The 15771-nt window shown below is 67.4% G+C and carries 14 protein-coding genes and 1 pseudogene; 7 read left to right on the forward strand and 8 right to left on the reverse strand.

All coding sequences use genetic code 11. From position 1 onward, the window contains the following. Positions 1 to 7: 7 nt before the first annotated feature. The 4 genes from B7P44_RS14620 to B7P44_RS14635 all read right to left on the reverse strand — a co-directional run bounded on the left by B7P44_RS14620 (position 8) and on the right by B7P44_RS14635 (position 2897). Positions 8 to 292: a PAAR domain-containing protein gene (locus B7P44_RS14620; RefSeq protein ID WP_084905287.1), complete on the reverse strand. Its 285-nt coding sequence runs from the start codon at positions 290 to 292 to the stop codon at positions 8 to 10. A 143-nt stretch (positions 293 to 435) separates the two neighbouring features. Next, positions 436 to 822, reverse strand: coding sequence for an MAPEG family protein (locus tag B7P44_RS14625; protein ID WP_084905290.1), 387 nt, complete (start codon positions 820 to 822; stop codon positions 436 to 438). Positions 823 to 974: 152 nt separating this feature from the next. Then, positions 975 to 1916, reverse strand: a complete 942-nt coding sequence (locus B7P44_RS14630) for an AraC family transcriptional regulator (protein ID WP_084905292.1) — start codon at positions 1914 to 1916, stop codon at positions 975 to 977. A 21-nt stretch (positions 1917 to 1937) separates the two neighbouring features. Next, entirely contained in the window at positions 1938 to 2897 is a 960-nt protein-coding gene (locus tag B7P44_RS14635; protein WP_084905293.1) for an oxygenase MpaB family protein, read from the reverse strand. Between the two features lie 167 nt (positions 2898 to 3064). Between B7P44_RS14635 and B7P44_RS14640 the strand changes: the two genes are divergently transcribed. Together B7P44_RS14640 and B7P44_RS14645 are read left to right on the forward strand one after the other, a co-directional pair. Then, positions 3065 to 3643 carry an NADPH-dependent FMN reductase gene (locus B7P44_RS14640; RefSeq protein WP_084905297.1) on the forward strand — a complete coding sequence of 193 codons (579 nt, stop codon included), beginning with the start codon at positions 3065 to 3067 and terminating at the stop codon, positions 3641 to 3643. Positions 3644 to 3751: 108 nt separating this feature from the next. Next, positions 3752 to 4621, forward strand: a complete 870-nt coding sequence (locus tag B7P44_RS14645) for a LysR family transcriptional regulator (RefSeq protein WP_231716689.1) — start codon at positions 3752 to 3754, stop codon at positions 4619 to 4621. Between the two features lie 57 nt (positions 4622 to 4678). On the opposite strand, the gene B7P44_RS14650 is transcribed toward B7P44_RS14645, so the two are convergent. Next, a complete protein-coding gene (locus B7P44_RS14650) occupies positions 4679 to 5989 on the reverse strand; it encodes a dicarboxylate/amino acid:cation symporter (RefSeq protein ID WP_084905301.1) in 1311 nt (436 codons plus the stop codon). Between the two features lie 424 nt (positions 5990 to 6413). Between B7P44_RS14650 and B7P44_RS14655 the strand changes: the two genes are divergently transcribed. Continuing rightward, positions 6414 to 9500: a transglycosylase domain-containing protein gene (locus B7P44_RS14655; RefSeq protein ID WP_084905303.1), complete on the forward strand. Its 3087-nt coding sequence runs from the start codon at positions 6414 to 6416 to the stop codon at positions 9498 to 9500. Positions 9501 to 9515: 15 nt separating this feature from the next. Here the strand turns inward: B7P44_RS14655 and B7P44_RS14660 are convergent, their stop codons facing one another. After that, positions 9516 to 9863: a GFA family protein gene (locus B7P44_RS14660; protein ID WP_084905305.1), complete on the reverse strand. Its 348-nt coding sequence runs from the start codon at positions 9861 to 9863 to the stop codon at positions 9516 to 9518. Positions 9864 to 10008: 145 nt separating this feature from the next. Here B7P44_RS14660 and B7P44_RS14665 point away from each other — a divergent pair. Next, positions 10009 to 10268 (forward strand): annotated as a pseudogene (locus B7P44_RS14665) (DUF1272 domain-containing protein). A gap of 58 nt (positions 10269 to 10326) precedes the next feature. On the opposite strand, the gene B7P44_RS14670 reads toward B7P44_RS14665, so the two are convergent. Then, entirely contained in the window at positions 10327 to 11010 is a 684-nt protein-coding gene (locus B7P44_RS14670) for a FadR/GntR family transcriptional regulator (protein WP_084906698.1), read from the reverse strand. 115 nt (positions 11011 to 11125) lie between these two features. On the opposite strand from B7P44_RS14670, the gene dgoD reads away from it, so the two are divergent. Then, on the forward strand, positions 11126 to 12274 hold the full coding sequence (gene dgoD, locus B7P44_RS14675; RefSeq protein ID WP_084905307.1) for a galactonate dehydratase: 1149 nt from the start codon (positions 11126 to 11128) through the stop codon (positions 12272 to 12274). A 94-nt stretch (positions 12275 to 12368) separates the two neighbouring features. On the opposite strand, the gene B7P44_RS14680 is transcribed toward dgoD, so the two are convergent. After that, positions 12369 to 13301, reverse strand: a complete 933-nt coding sequence (locus B7P44_RS14680) for a CopD family protein (RefSeq protein ID WP_084905309.1) — start codon at positions 13299 to 13301, stop codon at positions 12369 to 12371. Between the two features lie 364 nt (positions 13302 to 13665). Here B7P44_RS14680 and B7P44_RS14685 point away from each other — a divergent pair, with 364 nt between their 5' ends. Next, positions 13666 to 14430 carry a c-type cytochrome gene (locus B7P44_RS14685; RefSeq protein WP_084905311.1) on the forward strand — a complete coding sequence of 255 codons (765 nt, stop codon included), beginning with the start codon at positions 13666 to 13668 and terminating at the stop codon, positions 14428 to 14430. A gap of 19 nt (positions 14431 to 14449) precedes the next feature. Continuing rightward, on the forward strand, positions 14450 to 15748 hold the full coding sequence (locus tag B7P44_RS14690; RefSeq protein ID WP_084905313.1) for a c-type cytochrome: 1299 nt from the start codon (positions 14450 to 14452) through the stop codon (positions 15746 to 15748). Positions 15749 to 15771: the final 23 nt, after the last annotated feature.

Below are 15771 nucleotides of genomic sequence, written 5' to 3' on the forward strand. Positions count from 1 at the left end.
CGGGCGCTCACCCCGAGATCGTCCCCGTTCCCTGCGACGGGATGAGTTTCGGCAACGGCGAACACTGGCACTGGCACAGGTCGTGTTCGAGCGCGACGACCTTGCCCATCAGGGTCATCGCGCGCGCGCCGCCGTCGGACACGATCACGCCTTGCGTCTTGCACGCCGCGCAGAATACCGGCGCGCCGAGATAGGCCAGCGGCCGGCCGTCGAACGACGATTCGGCGACGCCGTCGAGCACGACGCCGCCATGGTCGGTGGTGTCGCCTTTCAGAATGAATTTGCGGCTCATGATGTTGGTTCTTCCCTCGGAGGCGCCACGGCCAGCGGCCGCCCGGCCGCCGTCTGGCGCTCAGTGTCTGCCCGTCGGTCGCGGGCGTGCCGTGAGGATATCACCGCGCCGCCCGGGAACCGGAACTTGCGCCGCGCCCCCTCTCACACGAACAACCGGATGCACAGCGCCGCGCCGCACAGGTACGTGCCGAGCGCGCCGACGAACCGCGCTGGATTCGGCTTCGACATCGTCGGCCACGCGAGCAGGCCGATCACCAGCAGGCACCGGCAGACGGTCGCGGCGACGATCAGCGACACAGTCGCGCCTGACGGCTCGTGCGCGCCGAAGTAGAGAAACAGCACCGCGAGGAACGGTACGTATTCGGCGGTGTTGCCGTGCGCGCGCACAATCTTGTGCAGCACATTGGTCGGATCCTCCGCGCAACCGGACCCGGTCGTCACGCGAAACCGCGTGATGGAGACGGCAAGACCCAGCCCGAACAGCAGCAGGCCGAGCACGGCGGTACAGGCAACGGCGATCACGTTCATATGGCAAGGACTCCGGTCAGGACAGGAAGCCGCGCCGGACGGCCACGTCGGTCGACGCCCCCCCGGCGGACGCGCGCAGACACGCAAACTATGCCCGCAACCGCCACGATACCCGCAGCCGGGGCCGCCGCCTATCCGGCGCCGTGAGCCGCTCAGACGCGCTCGCGCCGGATCCGTGCGGGCGTATTGCCGACGATCCGGCGGAAGCAGGTGGTCATATGAGCCTGATCCGCGAAGCCGCAGTCCTGCGCGATCTCGATCAGCGGCGTATTGGTGTGGACCAGCAGCGTCGTGGCGCGCTTGACGCGCCGCTGCATGATGAAGCGCAGCGGGGTCTCGCCGGTGGACGCACGAAACGCCCGCATGAAATGGGGCTGGCTCACTTCGGCCAGCGCGGCCAGTTCGCTGACGGCGAGGTCGGCTGCGAGATGTGTCTCGATGTAGTCGAGGATGCGGCGCAGCCTGAAGGGCGCCAGTCCGCCTTTGACCGCCTGCAGCGGCGCATGGCCGCACAGCCGGGCCAGTTCCACCGCGAGCATGCCGATCAGGCTTTCGCAATAGAGCCGCTGCCCGAGGCGCGGCGTCACGCACTCCAGCGCAAGCCGGTCCGTGATTGCCCAGATTGGCTTGTTCTCGAACATCAGGCGCGAATGGAAGCAGTCCGTGCCGCCAACACCATCGGCGGCCTCGCATGCGTCGCGCAGCAGCGCGTCGTCGAAATGGACGGCCACGCAACGGAAGCCGCGAATGAACGACGTGTGGCCGTAGGCTTCGCCGCCGCGCTCGATCAAGCTCAGGTGGTCGCTGCCGCGATAGCCGTCGGACAGCGGCTTGGAAGCCTGGTGGCGCGCGTCGATGCGTCCGCCGACCTCGCGCAATGCTGCGCGCAGGCTGACGCGTTGCGAGCCGATCGGCCGCGCGACGTCCTGCAGCTCGCCGTACTCGACGACCTCGACCTCGCTGCCCGCACAGACACACGCAGTGCGGCTCTGATGCACATTGGCGACAATCTTCACCCTGTTCAGTCTCCTGCCATTCCCGGTATTTCGATCCTTGATCCGGCTCCATGACGCCTGTGCCGGCCGCAGCGGCATATTCAGGATCGCATGGAGTCGTCATTGTCCCCCGTCATTCGGCAATTGCGAAGGTTGCGAAACCGTCTGCGCCACCGCGCATGATGCGACCCGGGCATGCGCGCGCATGCCCGCGCTGTCGCGGATGGCCCATCGCAACAGCCCGGATGACGCGCGCATCGCCGGCTCGGGAAAGCCGCGCACAAGCCCTGTCAGCGGTTCACCAAGCATGGCGCTGATCCAGGGGGGCAGCAGGCGGATCGCCGCGCCCAGGAAAATCCGCATGGTCAGCCGTTCGGACACGCTTGCATCGGGTTGCGTCACCAACTGCGCGATCGCCTCATGCATGCGGCCACTGGCAATCAGACTGCCGCGCTGGCCGTTCATGTAAGCCTGCAGCGCTTCCCGGCTCTCCGGCACATCGGTCGCGCCAAGCCGCCGCGCCACCTTGGCTGTCTCGGCCAGATAGCGGCCCTGGTCCGCCTGAGTCAGCCGTGGATTCACGTAGCGCAGGTGGGCATCGAGGAAGCTCGAGACTTCTGCGGCATGCACCCACGTCAGCAGTGCCGGATCGGTCGCGGCATAGGGCCGGCCGTCGGCACTGGTGCCCGCGATGTCGCGATGAATGCGGTTGACGTGGTCGATCAGTCCGCCGGCGTCACGGGCGCTGCCGTAGGTCGTGCCGGCGATGAACTGTGCCGTGCGTGCCAGCCTGCCACGCATGTCCTGCCGGAAGATCGAATGCTCCAGCACGCCTGCCAGGACAAGGGGATGCAGCGCCTGGAGAATCAGCGCACGGATGCCGCCGACCATCATGGCAGGGAAGTCGTCATGCACCTGCCACGACACCGACCCTGGGCCGAACAGCCCCGGGTCGCCGCGGGGTGTCGACAGGTCAATGGGAAAGCCGGTCCGCGTGCGCGTAACCGACCATATCTTTCCCTCGATATGGCGCCGCAGCCATTCCCGCGGTGAACATGGCATCGACAGCATCGGCCGCATTCCCTTCCTTGTTTGAAAGACCGGATTCTAGAAGCGTTGCGGGGCGGTATTTCACGCGCATCAGAAAAAATGATCACGTCGTGAAAGAAATGCTCGCGCCGCACAAGGATTTCTGCGACATGCTGCCTACACTGGTCGCCATGAACCCACCAACCTCCGAGTGACTCATGAGCATCAAAATCCTGGCATTCTGCGGCAGCACCCGCAGCGGTTCCTTTAATCAAAAGCTCCTCGAAATCGCTGCACAGGGTGCCCTCGAGTCGGGTGCGCAGGTGACGCACATTCATCTGAACGACTACCCGCTGCCGTTCTACGACGGCGATCTTGAACGCGAATCCGGTCTTCCGGAAACGGCGCGGGCGTTGCAGAAGCTCGTCAAGGAATGCGACGCCGTTCTCGTCGCATCGCCTGAATATAACGGCGGCTACAGTGCCGTCCTGAAGAATTCCCTGGACTGGATCAGTCGTCCGAACGGCAATGGTCAAGCAGGGCTCGCTTGCTTTGCAGACAAGCCGGCGGCCGTCATATCGGCATCGCCCGGCCTGTTGGGTGGTTCGCGCGGTCAAGCTGCAATTCGAGGGGTGCTCGACAAGCTCGGAATGCTCGTGATCCCGCAAACCTTTGCTCTCGGGGCGGCACACGAAGCCTTCGACGAGCTTCATCGTTTGAAGGATGTTCGCGCAGACGCGATGGTCCGCGCCGTCGGATCGGCATTGGCACGAACCGCGGCAAAGCTCCGGCTATGACGCTGGATTGACCCGGCGACAGCGCGAATCGTCGCTGCGCGAGCATCCGCGGCACGACCGCAAGACCTTTCAGGACCGGTTTGTATTTGAATGGACGCGCTTCTGTCGATGCGGTTGTTTGTCAGGGTCGCCGATTTGCAAAGCTTCGCGCGCGCCGCCGCCGACCTCGACATGTCGAACGCATCCGCATCGCGCCTGATCATGGGCCTCGAGGACAGGCTCGGCACGCTGCTGCTGTACCGTACGACGCGCAGCCTGTCGCTCACCGACGCGGGGCGTCTCTACATCGAGCAGATCCGCAAGGTGATCGATGAGATCGACACCGTGGAAGACGCGATAGCGACGCTCGATCACGAGCCGATCGGGGCGCTGCGAATCGTCGCGCCCGTGATGTTCGGCATCCATGTGCTTGCGCCCGTCATCAGGTCGTTCAAGCATCGCCATCCGAACGTGGTGCCCGAGATCACGATCGTCGACCGTCACGTCGATCTCGTGTCCGAAGGGTTCGACGTCGGCCTGATGGTCACGCAGCGCATCAGCGGCGCCAATACCGTGACGCGCGCGCTGACGCGGCTGAAGCTCGTCGTGTGCTCGACCCGGCGCTATCTCGAGCGGCACGGCCGGCCGCTCCAGCCGGGCGATCTCGAACGGCACGCGTGCCTGTTGTACCAGACCGATTATGCGGGGGAATTCGTTTCATTCGACCATCATGCGACGAGCGTCGCGGTGCGGCCGAGGAAGACCGCGTCGTCGAACAATCTCGGCCTGCTCCGGCAGCTCGCGCTCAACGACATGGGGATCGCGATCCTGCCCGCGTACCTCGTCGACCAGGACATCCGCGAGCACCGCCTCGTGCCGCTCCTGGACGACTACCGCCTCCCCGACCTCGAGATGAACATCGCCTATCCGAGCCGTCGCCATTTTCCGCGCAAGGCTCGGCTGTTCGTCGACCACGTGCTCGAGCACTTCGCAGCCTGAACGCCTTCCAAAAAAAAGGCCGCCACAATGGGCGGCCGGACGCGCGTCACGCGGGCATCACGCGCGCTCGCGCACCTCTTGCACCTCGAGCGGCGCGCCTGCATCCGTCGCGCCAGCCACGTCGGTCCCGTCGTTCTCGTCGCCGAGCTGCCCTTCCCACTTCGCGATCACGGCGGCAGCGATCGAATTGCCGACCGCGTTGGTCGCCGAGCGGCCCATGTCGAGGAACGTGTCGACGCCCATGATCAGCAGCAGCCCCGCTTCCGGCAGGTTGAACTGGTTGAGCGTCGCGGCGATCACGACGAGCGACGCGCGCGGCACGCCCGCCATCCCCTTCGACGTCAGCATCAGCAGCAGCAGCATCGTCAGCTGCGTGCCGAGCGGCAGGTGGATGCCGTACGCCTGCGTGATGAACAGCACCGCGAACGTGCAGTACATCATCGAGCCGTCGAGGTTGAACGAATAGCCCATCGGCAGCACGAAGCTCGAGATCTTGCGGTTCACGCCGAAACGGTCGAGCGCGTCGAGCAGCTTCGGATACGCGGCTTCCGAGCTGGCGGTCGCGAACGACAGCAGGAACGGCTCGCGGATCAGGCGGATCAACGAGAACGTGCGCTTGCCGAGGAACGCGAGGCCGGCGAGCGTCAGCATGCCCCACAGCAGCGCGAGCGCGATGTAGAAGCTGCCCATGAACTTCGCGAACGTGAGCAGGATGCCGAGGCCCTGCGTCGTGATCGTCGACGCCAGCGCCGCGAACACCGCGATCGGCGCGAACCACATCACCGCGCCGGTGACCTTCAGCATCACCTGCGCGAGATCCTCGATCACGCCGGTCAGGCGCTTGCCCAGCTCGCCGAGCGAGGACAGCGCGGTGCCGAAGAAGATCGAGAACACGACGATCTGCAGGATCTCGTTGTTCGCCATCGCTTCGGCGATCGACTTCGGCACCAGGTGCATGACGAAGTCCTTCAGCGTGAACGCGCCGGTCTTCAGGTTGGTAGCCGCGTCCGTGGCCGGCAGCGGCAGGCTCAGATGGCTGCCCGGCTGCAGCAGCGTCGCGGTCAGCAGGCCGAACAGCAGCGACACGAACGACGCGGTGAAGAACCAGCCGAGCGCCTTCACGCCGACCCGGCCGACCGCGCTCGTATCGCCCATGTGCGCGATGCCGACGGTCAGCGTCGCGAACACGAGCGGCGCGATGATCATCTTGATCAGGCGCAGGAAGATGTCGGACAGCAGCGAGACGTAGCCGGCGATCTCCTTGGTGACATTCGGGTCGGGAAACGCGCTGTGGCAGCCGTATCCGACCGCGATCCCGAGGACCATCGCGATCACGATGTATGAAGTAATGTTGCGTTTCTTTTGCATAACGAATCCCGATGCCCGGGCAAGCTTTGAGGATGTCTGAAGGGTGGGCGCGCGACGGCGTCCTGGGCGGGTCCGGGCGCCCCGCGGCGCGCATCATAACAGACCCAATCGAGCCCCATTTAGACGCAGGTCGTGCCGGACGAACAGGCGCGCAGGGTAGTCAGCCAAATTCACCGCACCAACCGTCATGCGTATTTCGAATACCGGCGGCCGAAAACGCGCATCACGGGTACGGAATGTGCGGCGCATGCGCCGCGCCGGTGCACCGCGGGCGGATGTGGCCCTATCGGCGCGCACCGTACCGGCGCGCGCGTTGCTTCGGCGCATCTTAGGACCCGACCGTCCTTGGCAGCACGCGGTTGAGGACTAAACTAATCCTTAATGGGGTGCGGCCGGAGTCCGCCCCCTGCAGGGAGACGCCGCCATGAATCGGCCGCTGAATCGAATCCTGCCGCGTGTGACCGGCCTCGCGTCGGTCTGGACGTGGATCAAATGGTCGCTGGTCGCAGCCATGCTGGTCGCGGTCGCGATCGTCGCCCGGCTGGTTCAGGTCGAAATCGAGACCTCCCGGCTGCAGGCCCGCTATTTGTCCGAGCTGACCCGCGACGTCGGCTATGCGGTCGAGGCGGGTGCGAGCGACCACGTGCGGTTTCCCGCCAACGGCCCGTACGACGAGCGGCTCGGCTACGCGATGATTCCGGCGTTCCAGGAGCGGCTGCTCGCGCGCGGCTTCGTCGTCAGCAGGCAGGCGCGCGACTCCGAGCGGATGCTGGCGCTCGCCGATCGCGGCCTGTTCCTCCCCTATGACGAGAAGGACCAGGCCGGCCTGATGCTGTTCGATTCGACCGGCGCGCCGCTGTTCGCGACCGCGTTCCCGCAGCGCGTCTATCGCGACTTCGACGCGATCCCGCCCGTCGTCGTCAATTCGCTGCTGTTCATCGAGGACCGCTACCTGCTCGACCCGAGCCAGCCGAACCGCAACCCGGCGATCGACTGGGGCCGCTTCGGCCGCGCGATCGCCGACCAGGGCCTGCACATCGTCAACCGGCACCAGGCGCGGCCGGGCGGCAGCACGCTCGCGACCCAGATCGAGAAGTTCCGCCACTCGCCGGACGGCCGCACCGCGTCGCCGCCCGAGAAGCTGCGGCAGATCGCGTCCGCATCGGTGCTCGCGTACCTGAACGGCCCGCAGACGATGCTCGCGCGCCGCGCGATCGTGGTCCGCTACCTGAATTCGGTGCCGCTCGCGGCACGGCCGCACATCGGCGAAATCACCGGCATCGGCGACGGTCTCGCCGTGTGGTACGGCCGCGACTTCAACGAACTGAACCGCCTCCTCGCCGCGCCGACGACGGCCGAGAACGTCGACCAGCAGGGCGTCGCGTTCCGCGAGGTGCTGTCGCTGATGATCGCGCAGCGCGCGCCGTCGTACTTCCTGAACAGCGGCTACCCGGCGCTGCAGCGGCTGACCGACAGCTACCTGCGGCTGCTCGCCGGCGGCGGCGTGATCGCGCCCACGCTGCGCGACGCCGCGCTCGCCGCGCACATCGAGCGCGCGCAGCCGCCGAAGGCGGCGCGCGTGCAGTCGTTCATCTCGCGCAAGGCCATCACGTCGGCGCGCGCGTCGCTGCTCACCGCGCTCGGCATCGACGACGTGTACCAGCTCGACCAGTTCGACCTGGAAGCGACGAGCACGCTCGACAACAGCGTGCAGCAGGCGGTCGCCGAGCGGCTCGCGAAGGCGTCGACGCGCGAAGGCGCGCAGGCCGCCGGCCTGTACGGCTACGAGATGCTCGCGGCGAAGGACGACCCGTCGCACCTCACGTACAGCTTCACGCTGTACGAGCGGCGCAACGGCGCGAACGTGCTGCGCGTGCAGACCGACAGCGTGAACGAACCGTTCGACATCAACCGCGGCGGGCGCATCAACCTCGGTTCGACCGCGAAGCTGCGCACGCTCGTCACGTACCTGCAGATCGTCTCCGACCTGCATGCGCGCTACGGCGCGCTGTCGAGGGCCGAGCTCGCGCGCGTGAGGCCGGACCCGATGGACGGCCTGTCGCTGTGGGCGCTCGACTACCTGTCCCGCACGCAGGACCGCTCGCTGCAGGCGATGCTCGACGCGGCCGTCGAGCGCAAGTATTCGGCGAGCCCCGACGTGTTCTATACGGGCGGCGGCGCGCAGGTGTTCAGCAACTTCGAGAAGTCCGACAACCACCGCATCCTGACGCTGCACCAGGCCTTCGCGCACTCGGTCAACCTCGTGTTCGTGCGGCTGATGCGCGACATCGTCCACTACGAGATGATCCAGACCTCCGGGCCGTCGTCGTCGTGGCTCGACGATCCCGAGCAGCGCAAGCATTATCTGCAGCAGTTCGTCGACGGCGAAAGCAAGGTCTACGTGAAGCGCTTCTACACGCGCTACGCGGGCAAGCCCGCGGACGACGCGCTCGCGCTGATGCTGAAGGACGTGCGCAAGTCGCCGCCGAAGATCGCGACCGTGCTGCGCAGCGTCGCGCCGAACGAATCGCGCGCGTGGTTCGATGCGCAGATGCGCGCGCAACTGAAGGGCACGCCGGCGGCGGCGCTGTCTGACGACGATCTCGCGGCGCTCTATGCGAAGTACGCGATCGACCGCTTCAACCTGAACGACCGCGGCTACATCGCCAGCGTGCACCCGCTCGCGCTGTGGACGCTCAACTACCTGCGCGCGCATCCGGACGCATCGCTCGGCGATGTCGAGCAGGCGAGCCGCGACGCGCGCTTCTACACCTACACGTGGCTGTACAAGACGCGCTATCACGGCACGCAGGACCGGCGGATCCGCCACATGGTGGAACTGCGCGCGTACGCGGCGATCAGCAAGTCGTGGCGCGCGCTCGGCTATCCGTTCGCGGAAGTCACGCCGTCGTACGCGGCCGCGATCGGCGCATCGGGCGACCAGCCGGACGCGCTCGCGAAGCTGATCGGGCTGATCGCGAACGGCGGCGACAAGGCGCCGACCGAGACGATCACGCGGCTCGACTTCGCGAAGGGCACGCCGTACGAGACGCGCTTCGTGCGGGCGGCCGCGCAGCCGCAGCCGACGCTGTCGCCGGAGATCGTGGGCGTCGTGCACCAGCTGCTGCGCGACGTCGTGCTCACCGGCACCGGCAGGCGGCTCGCCGACGGGATGACGCTGCCCAGCGGCAAGACGCTCGAGGTGTACGGCAAGACCGGCACCGGCGACCAGCGCTTCAACGTCTACGCGCGCGGCGCGCGGCTGATCGAGTCGCGCAAGGTGAACCGCAGCGGCACGTTCGTGTTCGTGCTCGGCGACCGTTTCTTCGGCGTGCTGACGGCGACCGCGCACGAGCCGTACGCGGCGCGCTACGACTTCACGAGCGCGATGGCCGTGCAGCTGCTGAAATCGATGGCGCCGGCGCTCGCGCCGCTGATCGAGCGGCCGGCCGCGGTCGGCCCGCAGGCCGAGGTGAGCGCGCCGGCTGCCCGCAGCGCGGCGCCGTCGTGATCCGGACGCTCGCCGTCAGTGCGAGCGTCCGTCGTAATGGGTGACCGGCAACGCGTCGATGTCGACGTCTTCAAGGCAGCGCACGTTGATCGCCGCCATCCGGTTGCCCTTCGGATCGGTGCCCTCGCCGAACGGATGAATCCCGCAGCGCTTGCAAAAGCGATGCTGGATCACGTGCTTGTTGAACGTGTAGCTGGCCAGGTTCTCTTCCGGCGTCAGCAGGTACAGGCTCGCGCGCGGCACGAACCACATCAGCGCGCCCTTGCGCTGGCAGATCGAGCAGTTGCACGCCATCACGCCCGTCAGCTCGCCGTCCACCTCGAACTGCACGTCGCCGCAATGGCAGCTTCCTCGGTAAAGCATGGCCGTCTCCTGTGGCCCGCTCGCTGCGATGCCGCACCGGCGGGCAGTTGGTCAAACTGAATCGATGCGCTTACAGTAGCGCGCCGCCGGCGCCCCCGCAACGTCCGGCGCCCATCGATCACGAACAATCGTCAAGGAGACCGGCATGCTCGAACTGCGCCCCGGCTGCGAATGCTGCGACAAGGACCTGCCGCCCGATTCGGGCGACGCGCGAATCTGCACGTTTGAGTGCACGCGGGCGGCGAGCCGTTCTGCGCGGCCTGCGCCGACGAGGTGCTGAAGGGCCGCTGCCCGAACTGCGGCGGCAAGCTGGTCGTGCGGCCGCGCCGGCCGGCCAGCCTGCTCGCGAAATATCCGGCGTCGACGCAACGCATCCACAAGCCCGGCGGCTGCGCGGCCGCCTAGCCGTCGGCCCGGGCGCGCCGGTCGCCGCCCGTTCAGGCCGCGCGTTCGGGTTGCCGGATCAGTTCGACTCGATCCGCGCGCGCGTGACCGCGAGCAGCATCGCCATCGCCCGGCGCGCGCCTTCAGCGTCGCGCGCAAGGATCGCATCGCACACGGCCAGATGGTCCGCAAGCGACGCATTGAACACGTCGGCGCGGCGCGCATTCAGGTGCAGCTGCGCCTCGAGCGTGCGGTCGATCAGCGCGCCGAGCGGCACCAGCAGCTCGTTGCCGCCGGCCTCGAGCACGCTCAGGTGGAACCGCAGGTCGGCGCGCACCCATTCGTCGACGTTGCGCGCGTCGGCCATCGCCCGCGCGGCGGCGTCGATCGCTTCGAACGCTTCCGGCGCATACGCGCGTGCGGCAAGCGCCGCCGCATGCGGCTCGACCATTTCGCGCATCTCCTGCAGCTTCAGCGCGAACGAAAGCGGCGGCGCGACGCGCGAATACCAGTCGAGCAGGTCGGCATCGAGCAGGTTCCACGCGCGGCGCGGCCGCACCCGCGTGCCGACCTTCGGCCGCGACTCGATGAGCCCCTTCGACGTCAGCGTGCGCAGCGCCTCGCGCAGCACCGTGCGGCTCACGCCGAACCGCTCCATCAATTCAGGCTCTTTCGGCAGCAGCGATTCGGGCGGATGGTCGCCGCGCAGGATCGCCGTCGCGAGCCGAAATGCCGTTTGTCCATGCAGGTCGCGTTGAATGATGATCGTTCTCCCGAGGCAAAGACAGCCCACTATCTGCACAACAGTCCTATTAATACTATTTTTTAATGGCCTGCGCTAGGATGACCCCACAGCCTACCGTCAGGAGACGCCCGCCATGAAGATCACCCGCCTCGAAACCTTCATCGTCCCGCCGCGCTGGCTGTTCCTCAAGATCGAGACCGACGAGGGCATCGTCGGCTGGGGCGAGCCTGTCGTCGAGGGCCGCGCGCACACCGTCGAGGCGGCCGTGCACGAGCTCGCGGACTATCTGGTCGGCAAGGACCCGCTGCTGATCGAGGATCACTGGCAGGTGATGTACCGCGCCGGGTTCTACCGCGGCGGCCCGATCACGATGAGCGCGATCGCGGGCGTCGACCAGGCGCTGTGGGACATCAAGGGCAAGCATCACGGCGCGCCGGTGCACGCGCTGCTCGGCGGCCAGGTGCGCGAGCGCATCAAGGTGTATTCGTGGATCGGCGGCGACCGGCCGAGCGACGTCGCGAACAACGCGCGCGCGGTCGTCGAGCGCGGCTTCCGCGCGGTGAAGATGAACGGCTCGGAGGAACTGCAGATCGTCGACACCTACGACAAGGTCGAACAGGTGATCGCGAACGTCGCGGCGGTGCGCGACGCGGTCGGCCCGCACGTCGGCATCGCCGTCGACTTCCACGGCCGCGTGCACAAGCCGATGGCGAAGGTGCTCGCGAAGGAGCTGGATCCGTACCGGCTAATGTTCATCGAGGAGCCGGTGCTGTCGGAGAACGCCGAGGCGCTGCGCGACATCGTCAACCAGACCGATACGCCGATCGCGCTCGGCGAGCGGTTGTACTCGCGCTGGGATTTCAAGCATATCCTCGCGGGCGGCTACGTCGACATCATCCAGCCGGACGCGTCGCATGCGGGCGGCATCACCGAATGCCGGAAGATCGCGACGCTCGCCGAGAGCTACGACGTCGCGCTCGCGCTGCACTGCCCGCTCGGCCCGATCGCGCTCGCCGCGTGCCTGCAGCTCGACGCGGTCAGCTACAACGCATTCATCCAGGAACAGAGCCTCGGCATCCACTACAACCAGGGCAACGACCTGCTCGACTACCTGCGCAACCCCGAGGTGTTCCGCTACGACGACGGCTTCGTCGCGATCCCGCAAGGCCCGGGGCTCGGCATCGACGTCAACGAGGAGAAGGTTCGCGAGATGGCGCAGGTCGGCCACCGCTGGCGCAACCCGGTGTGGCGCCACGCGGACGGCAGCGTCGCCGAGTGGTGACGGCCCGGGCGCGCCTCGTTGACGCGCCCGTCCCCGCCGTCGGCCGGCTCACGCCGGCCCCGCGGAGCGCCGCTTCGCAGCGGCGGCACCTGCGCTAGCCGAGCGCGACGAAGCCCGGCACGCTCGCGGCCAGCACGGCCGCCGCGATGAACACGCCGATCATCGTCAACCCTTCGAGATGCAGGATGTTGCGGAACGTGTGCGCATCCTCGGTCGACGCGGTGCGGCGCAGGCGCGGCAGCGCCGAGAAGCGGTTCAGCCCGCCGAGCACCAGCGCGAACGCGACCAGCAGCAGCTTCAGCAGCAGCACGCGGCCCCATGCGCTGCCGTCGAGCGGCGCGAGCGAGCCGCCAAGCCCGCGCACCGCGTTGAGCGCGCCGGTGGCGAGCACGAACACGAGCGCGACGATCGAGGTCCGCGACAGCCGCTGCGCGATACGGATCAGCGCGCCACGCGCGATCGACGAGCCGAGCGCGGGCAGCACCGCGAGCCCGCCTGCGAGCACGAGCCCGCCCCACGCGGCGGTGACGAGCAGGTGCAGCGTCTGCACGCCGACGGCGGCCGAGAACACGCCGGTGTCGGCCGCGTGCCCGAGCGACGCCTTGCCGGCGGCGATCGCGATCACCGCCAGCCACAGCACCGCATACGCGAGCGGCCCGTCCGGCCGCAGCAGCGCGACGACGGCGAGCACGACCGCGCCGCCGAACGCGACGCTCCACGCGAAGCCCGCGTGGGTCTGCGCGAGCATCGTCGGAATCGCGCCGAACGCGCCGCCGAGCCCCGCGCCGCTCATCGCCGCGGCCTCATAGACGAGCCAGCCGAGGTCCGCCAGCAGCAGCGCGGCCGCGGCGGCCATCAGCGAATGTTGCGCACGCAGCCATGCGGGATGCGACGGCGCGATGACGGGCCGCGCGCCGTCCTTCGCGAGCCAGCCCTTGAGCAGCGCCGAGCCGACCGCCATCGCGAACGTCGCGTCCATCAGCGCGGCAAGCGCGACCTGGCCGATCCACAAGCTGTCGATCCTCATCGCGCAAACCCTCCTTGGCAGCCGCTGGCGCGGCATCGGAACGAGTCATGAAAATCGGGCAACGGCACGGTAGAAAACGTCATCGATGAATCCGGAAACTGTGAAATGACACGATCTGCGGCGGAGGCGGCACCGCGCGACCCGCGAGTGTACGGTCTTCGATAGGCAAAACGCACGCCGGTTCACGACGACTGTTTTCGATGCGCGTCAAATTGTCGCAAGTCGTAAACAGGCAGGAACCGATGACCTTTTGTCAAATAGCCGTCATTACCCATCGATGATAGAATGCCGCGTCGCAGCAGCCCGGCTGTCCTGCCGTCATGCCGAGCCGATCGTAGCCCGGTCAGGTCCCCGACGAATAAACATGGAGTCTCGTGTGTCTTCAAGACGCGTCTTCCGTCCGCTGCTCGCCGTTCTGATGATCGGCGGTGCGGGCCTCATGAGCGCTGCCCAAGCGCAGACCAAGCCCACGGAGCAAGCCCAGGCCCAGCAGGCGCCGCTCAAGGCGCCCGATACGATGGCCGAGCGCGTGCGCGGCTGTACGGCCTGCCATGGCGTCCATGGCCAGGGCACGGACAACGACTACTTCCCGCGTCTCGCCGGCAAGCCTGCCGAGTACTTGTACAACCAGCTCGTCAACTTCCGTGACGGCCGGCGCAAGTACCCGCCGATGAACTATCTGCTCACGTACCTGAACGACGACTACCTGCGCGAGATCGCCGAGCACTTCTCGGCCGAGCGCCCACCGTACCCGGCGCCGGCGAAGCCGAGCCTGCCGGCCGCGACGCTCGCACGCGGCAAGCAGCTCGTCACGCAGGGCGATCCGTCGCGCAAGCTGCCGGCCTGCGTGGCCTGCCACGGCGCGACGCTGACCGGCATGCAGCCGGCGATCCCGGGCCTCGTCGGCCTGCACGCCGACTACCTGAGCGCGCAGCTCGGCGCATGGCGCTCGGGCAACCGCCACGCGAAGGCGCCCGACTGCATGCACGATATCGCCGCGAAGCTTTCCGACGAAGACGTGACCGCCGTGACGGCATGGCTCGCCGCGCAACCGGCGCCCGCCAACCCCGTGCCGGCCCCGGCCCGCTCGATGAAGACTCCGCTCGCCTGCGGCAGCGAACCGCAATAAGGCTAGGGAGACAGACACAATGAAACGCAAGTCCCTGTTTGCACTCACGGCTGTCGCGATCGTCGCGGCAGCGGCCCTCGTGCCGGTCCTGTGGCCGGGCAACGACACGCTGCACGGCAACGCTGCCGTCGCAGCCACGCCGGCCGACCAGGCCGCGCAGATCAAGAAGGGCGAATACCTCGCGCGCGTCGGCGACTGCGTCGCGTGCCACACCGTGCGCGGCGGCAAGCAGTTCGCGGGCGGCCTGCCAATGGCGACGCCGTTCGGCACGATGTACACGCCGAACATCACGCCGGACGACAAGGACGGCATCGGCAAGTGGTCGTCTGATGACTTCTACCGCGCGATGCACACGGGCCGTTCGAAGGACGGCAGCCTGCTCTACCCGGGCTTCCCGTTCGCGAGCTACACGAAGGTCACGCGCGCGGATTCGGATGCGATCTATGCGTACCTGCGCTCGGTCGCGCCGGTGTCGGTGCCGAGCCGTCCGCACGAACTGAAGTTCCCGTTCAACAACCGCAACCTGCTGATCGGCTGGCGCACGCTGTTCTTCAAGGAAGGCGAATACAAGCCGGATCCGACCAAGTCGGTCGAATGGAACCGCGGCGCGTATCTCGTCGAAGGCCTCGGCCACTGCTCGATGTGCCACACGTCGATCAACATGATGGGCGGCCCGGTGAGCGCATCGGCGTTCGCAGGCGGCCTGATCCCGCTGCAGAACTGGTACGCGCCGTCGCTGACGAACGACAAGGAACTCGGCCTCGGCGACTGGCACGTGCAGGAGCTGTCCGACCTGCTGCAAGCCGGCGTGTCGCGCAAGGGCGCCGTGTTCGGCCCGATGGCGGACGTGGTCCACAACAGCCTGCAGTACATGACCGACGAGGATACGCGCGCGATGTCGACGTACCTGAAGTCGATCCCGCAGAAGGCTGAAGCGCCGAAGAACATGCAGTACGAACCGTCGAAGCAATTCGGCAACGTGCTGCTCGAGCAAGGCAAGAAGATCTACGCGGACAACTGCGCGACCTGTCACGCCGACAACGGCCAGGGCAAGCCGCCGGCCTATCCGCCGCTCGCGCAGAACCATTCGATCATGATGGAATCGGCCGTGAACCCGATCCGCATGGTGCTGAATGGCGGCTATCCGCCGAGCTCGTTCAAGAATCCGCGTCCGTACGGGATGCCGCCGTTCGCGCAGTCGCTGTCGAACCAGGAGGTCGCGGCAGTCGTCTCGTACATCCGGATGTCGTGGGGCAACAACGGTTCGCCGATCTCGCCGCAACAGGTGAGCGATCTGCGTTCCGCACCGCTCGACTAAGTATCGGGTGACGCAAACGGGGC

It is taken from the genome of Burkholderia ubonensis subsp. mesacidophila, assembly GCF_002097715.1.
GTDB lineage: Bacteria > Pseudomonadota > Gammaproteobacteria > Burkholderiales > Burkholderiaceae > Burkholderia > Burkholderia mesacidophila.

Bases quoted from the DNA above. Each gene is read 5' to 3' on its own strand.
- B7P44_RS14620 (WP_084905287.1), bottom strand. From the start codon at position 292: ATGAGCCGCAAATTCATTCTGAAAGGCGACACCACCGACCATGGCGGC.
- B7P44_RS14625 (WP_084905290.1), bottom strand. From the start codon at position 822: ATGAACGTGATCGCCGTTGCCTGTACCGCCGTGCTCGGCCTGCTGCTG.
- B7P44_RS14690 (WP_084905313.1), top strand. From the start codon at position 14,450: ATGAAACGCAAGTCCCTGTTTGCACTCACGGCTGTCGCGATCGTCGCG.
- dgoD (WP_084905307.1), top strand. From the start codon at position 11,126: ATGAAGATCACCCGCCTCGAAACCTTCATCGTCCCGCCGCGCTGGCTG.
- B7P44_RS14680 (WP_084905309.1), bottom strand. From the start codon at position 13,301: ATGAGGATCGACAGCTTGTGGATCGGCCAGGTCGCGCTTGCCGCGCTG.
- B7P44_RS14685 (WP_084905311.1), top strand. From the start codon at position 13,666: ATGGAGTCTCGTGTGTCTTCAAGACGCGTCTTCCGTCCGCTGCTCGCC.
- B7P44_RS14655 (WP_084905303.1), top strand. From the start codon at position 6,414: ATGAATCGGCCGCTGAATCGAATCCTGCCGCGTGTGACCGGCCTCGCG.
- B7P44_RS14645 (WP_231716689.1), top strand. From the start codon at position 3,752: ATGCGGTTGTTTGTCAGGGTCGCCGATTTGCAAAGCTTCGCGCGCGCC.
- B7P44_RS14660 (WP_084905305.1), bottom strand. From the start codon at position 9,863: ATGCTTTACCGAGGAAGCTGCCATTGCGGCGACGTGCAGTTCGAGGTG.
- B7P44_RS14635 (WP_084905293.1), bottom strand. From the start codon at position 2,897: ATGCGGCCGATGCTGTCGATGCCATGTTCACCGCGGGAATGGCTGCGG.
- B7P44_RS14650 (WP_084905301.1), bottom strand. From the start codon at position 5,989: ATGCAAAAGAAACGCAACATTACTTCATACATCGTGATCGCGATGGTC.
- B7P44_RS14640 (WP_084905297.1), top strand. From the start codon at position 3,065: ATGAGCATCAAAATCCTGGCATTCTGCGGCAGCACCCGCAGCGGTTCC.
- B7P44_RS14630 (WP_084905292.1), bottom strand. From the start codon at position 1,916: ATGCCGCTGCGGCCGGCACAGGCGTCATGGAGCCGGATCAAGGATCGA.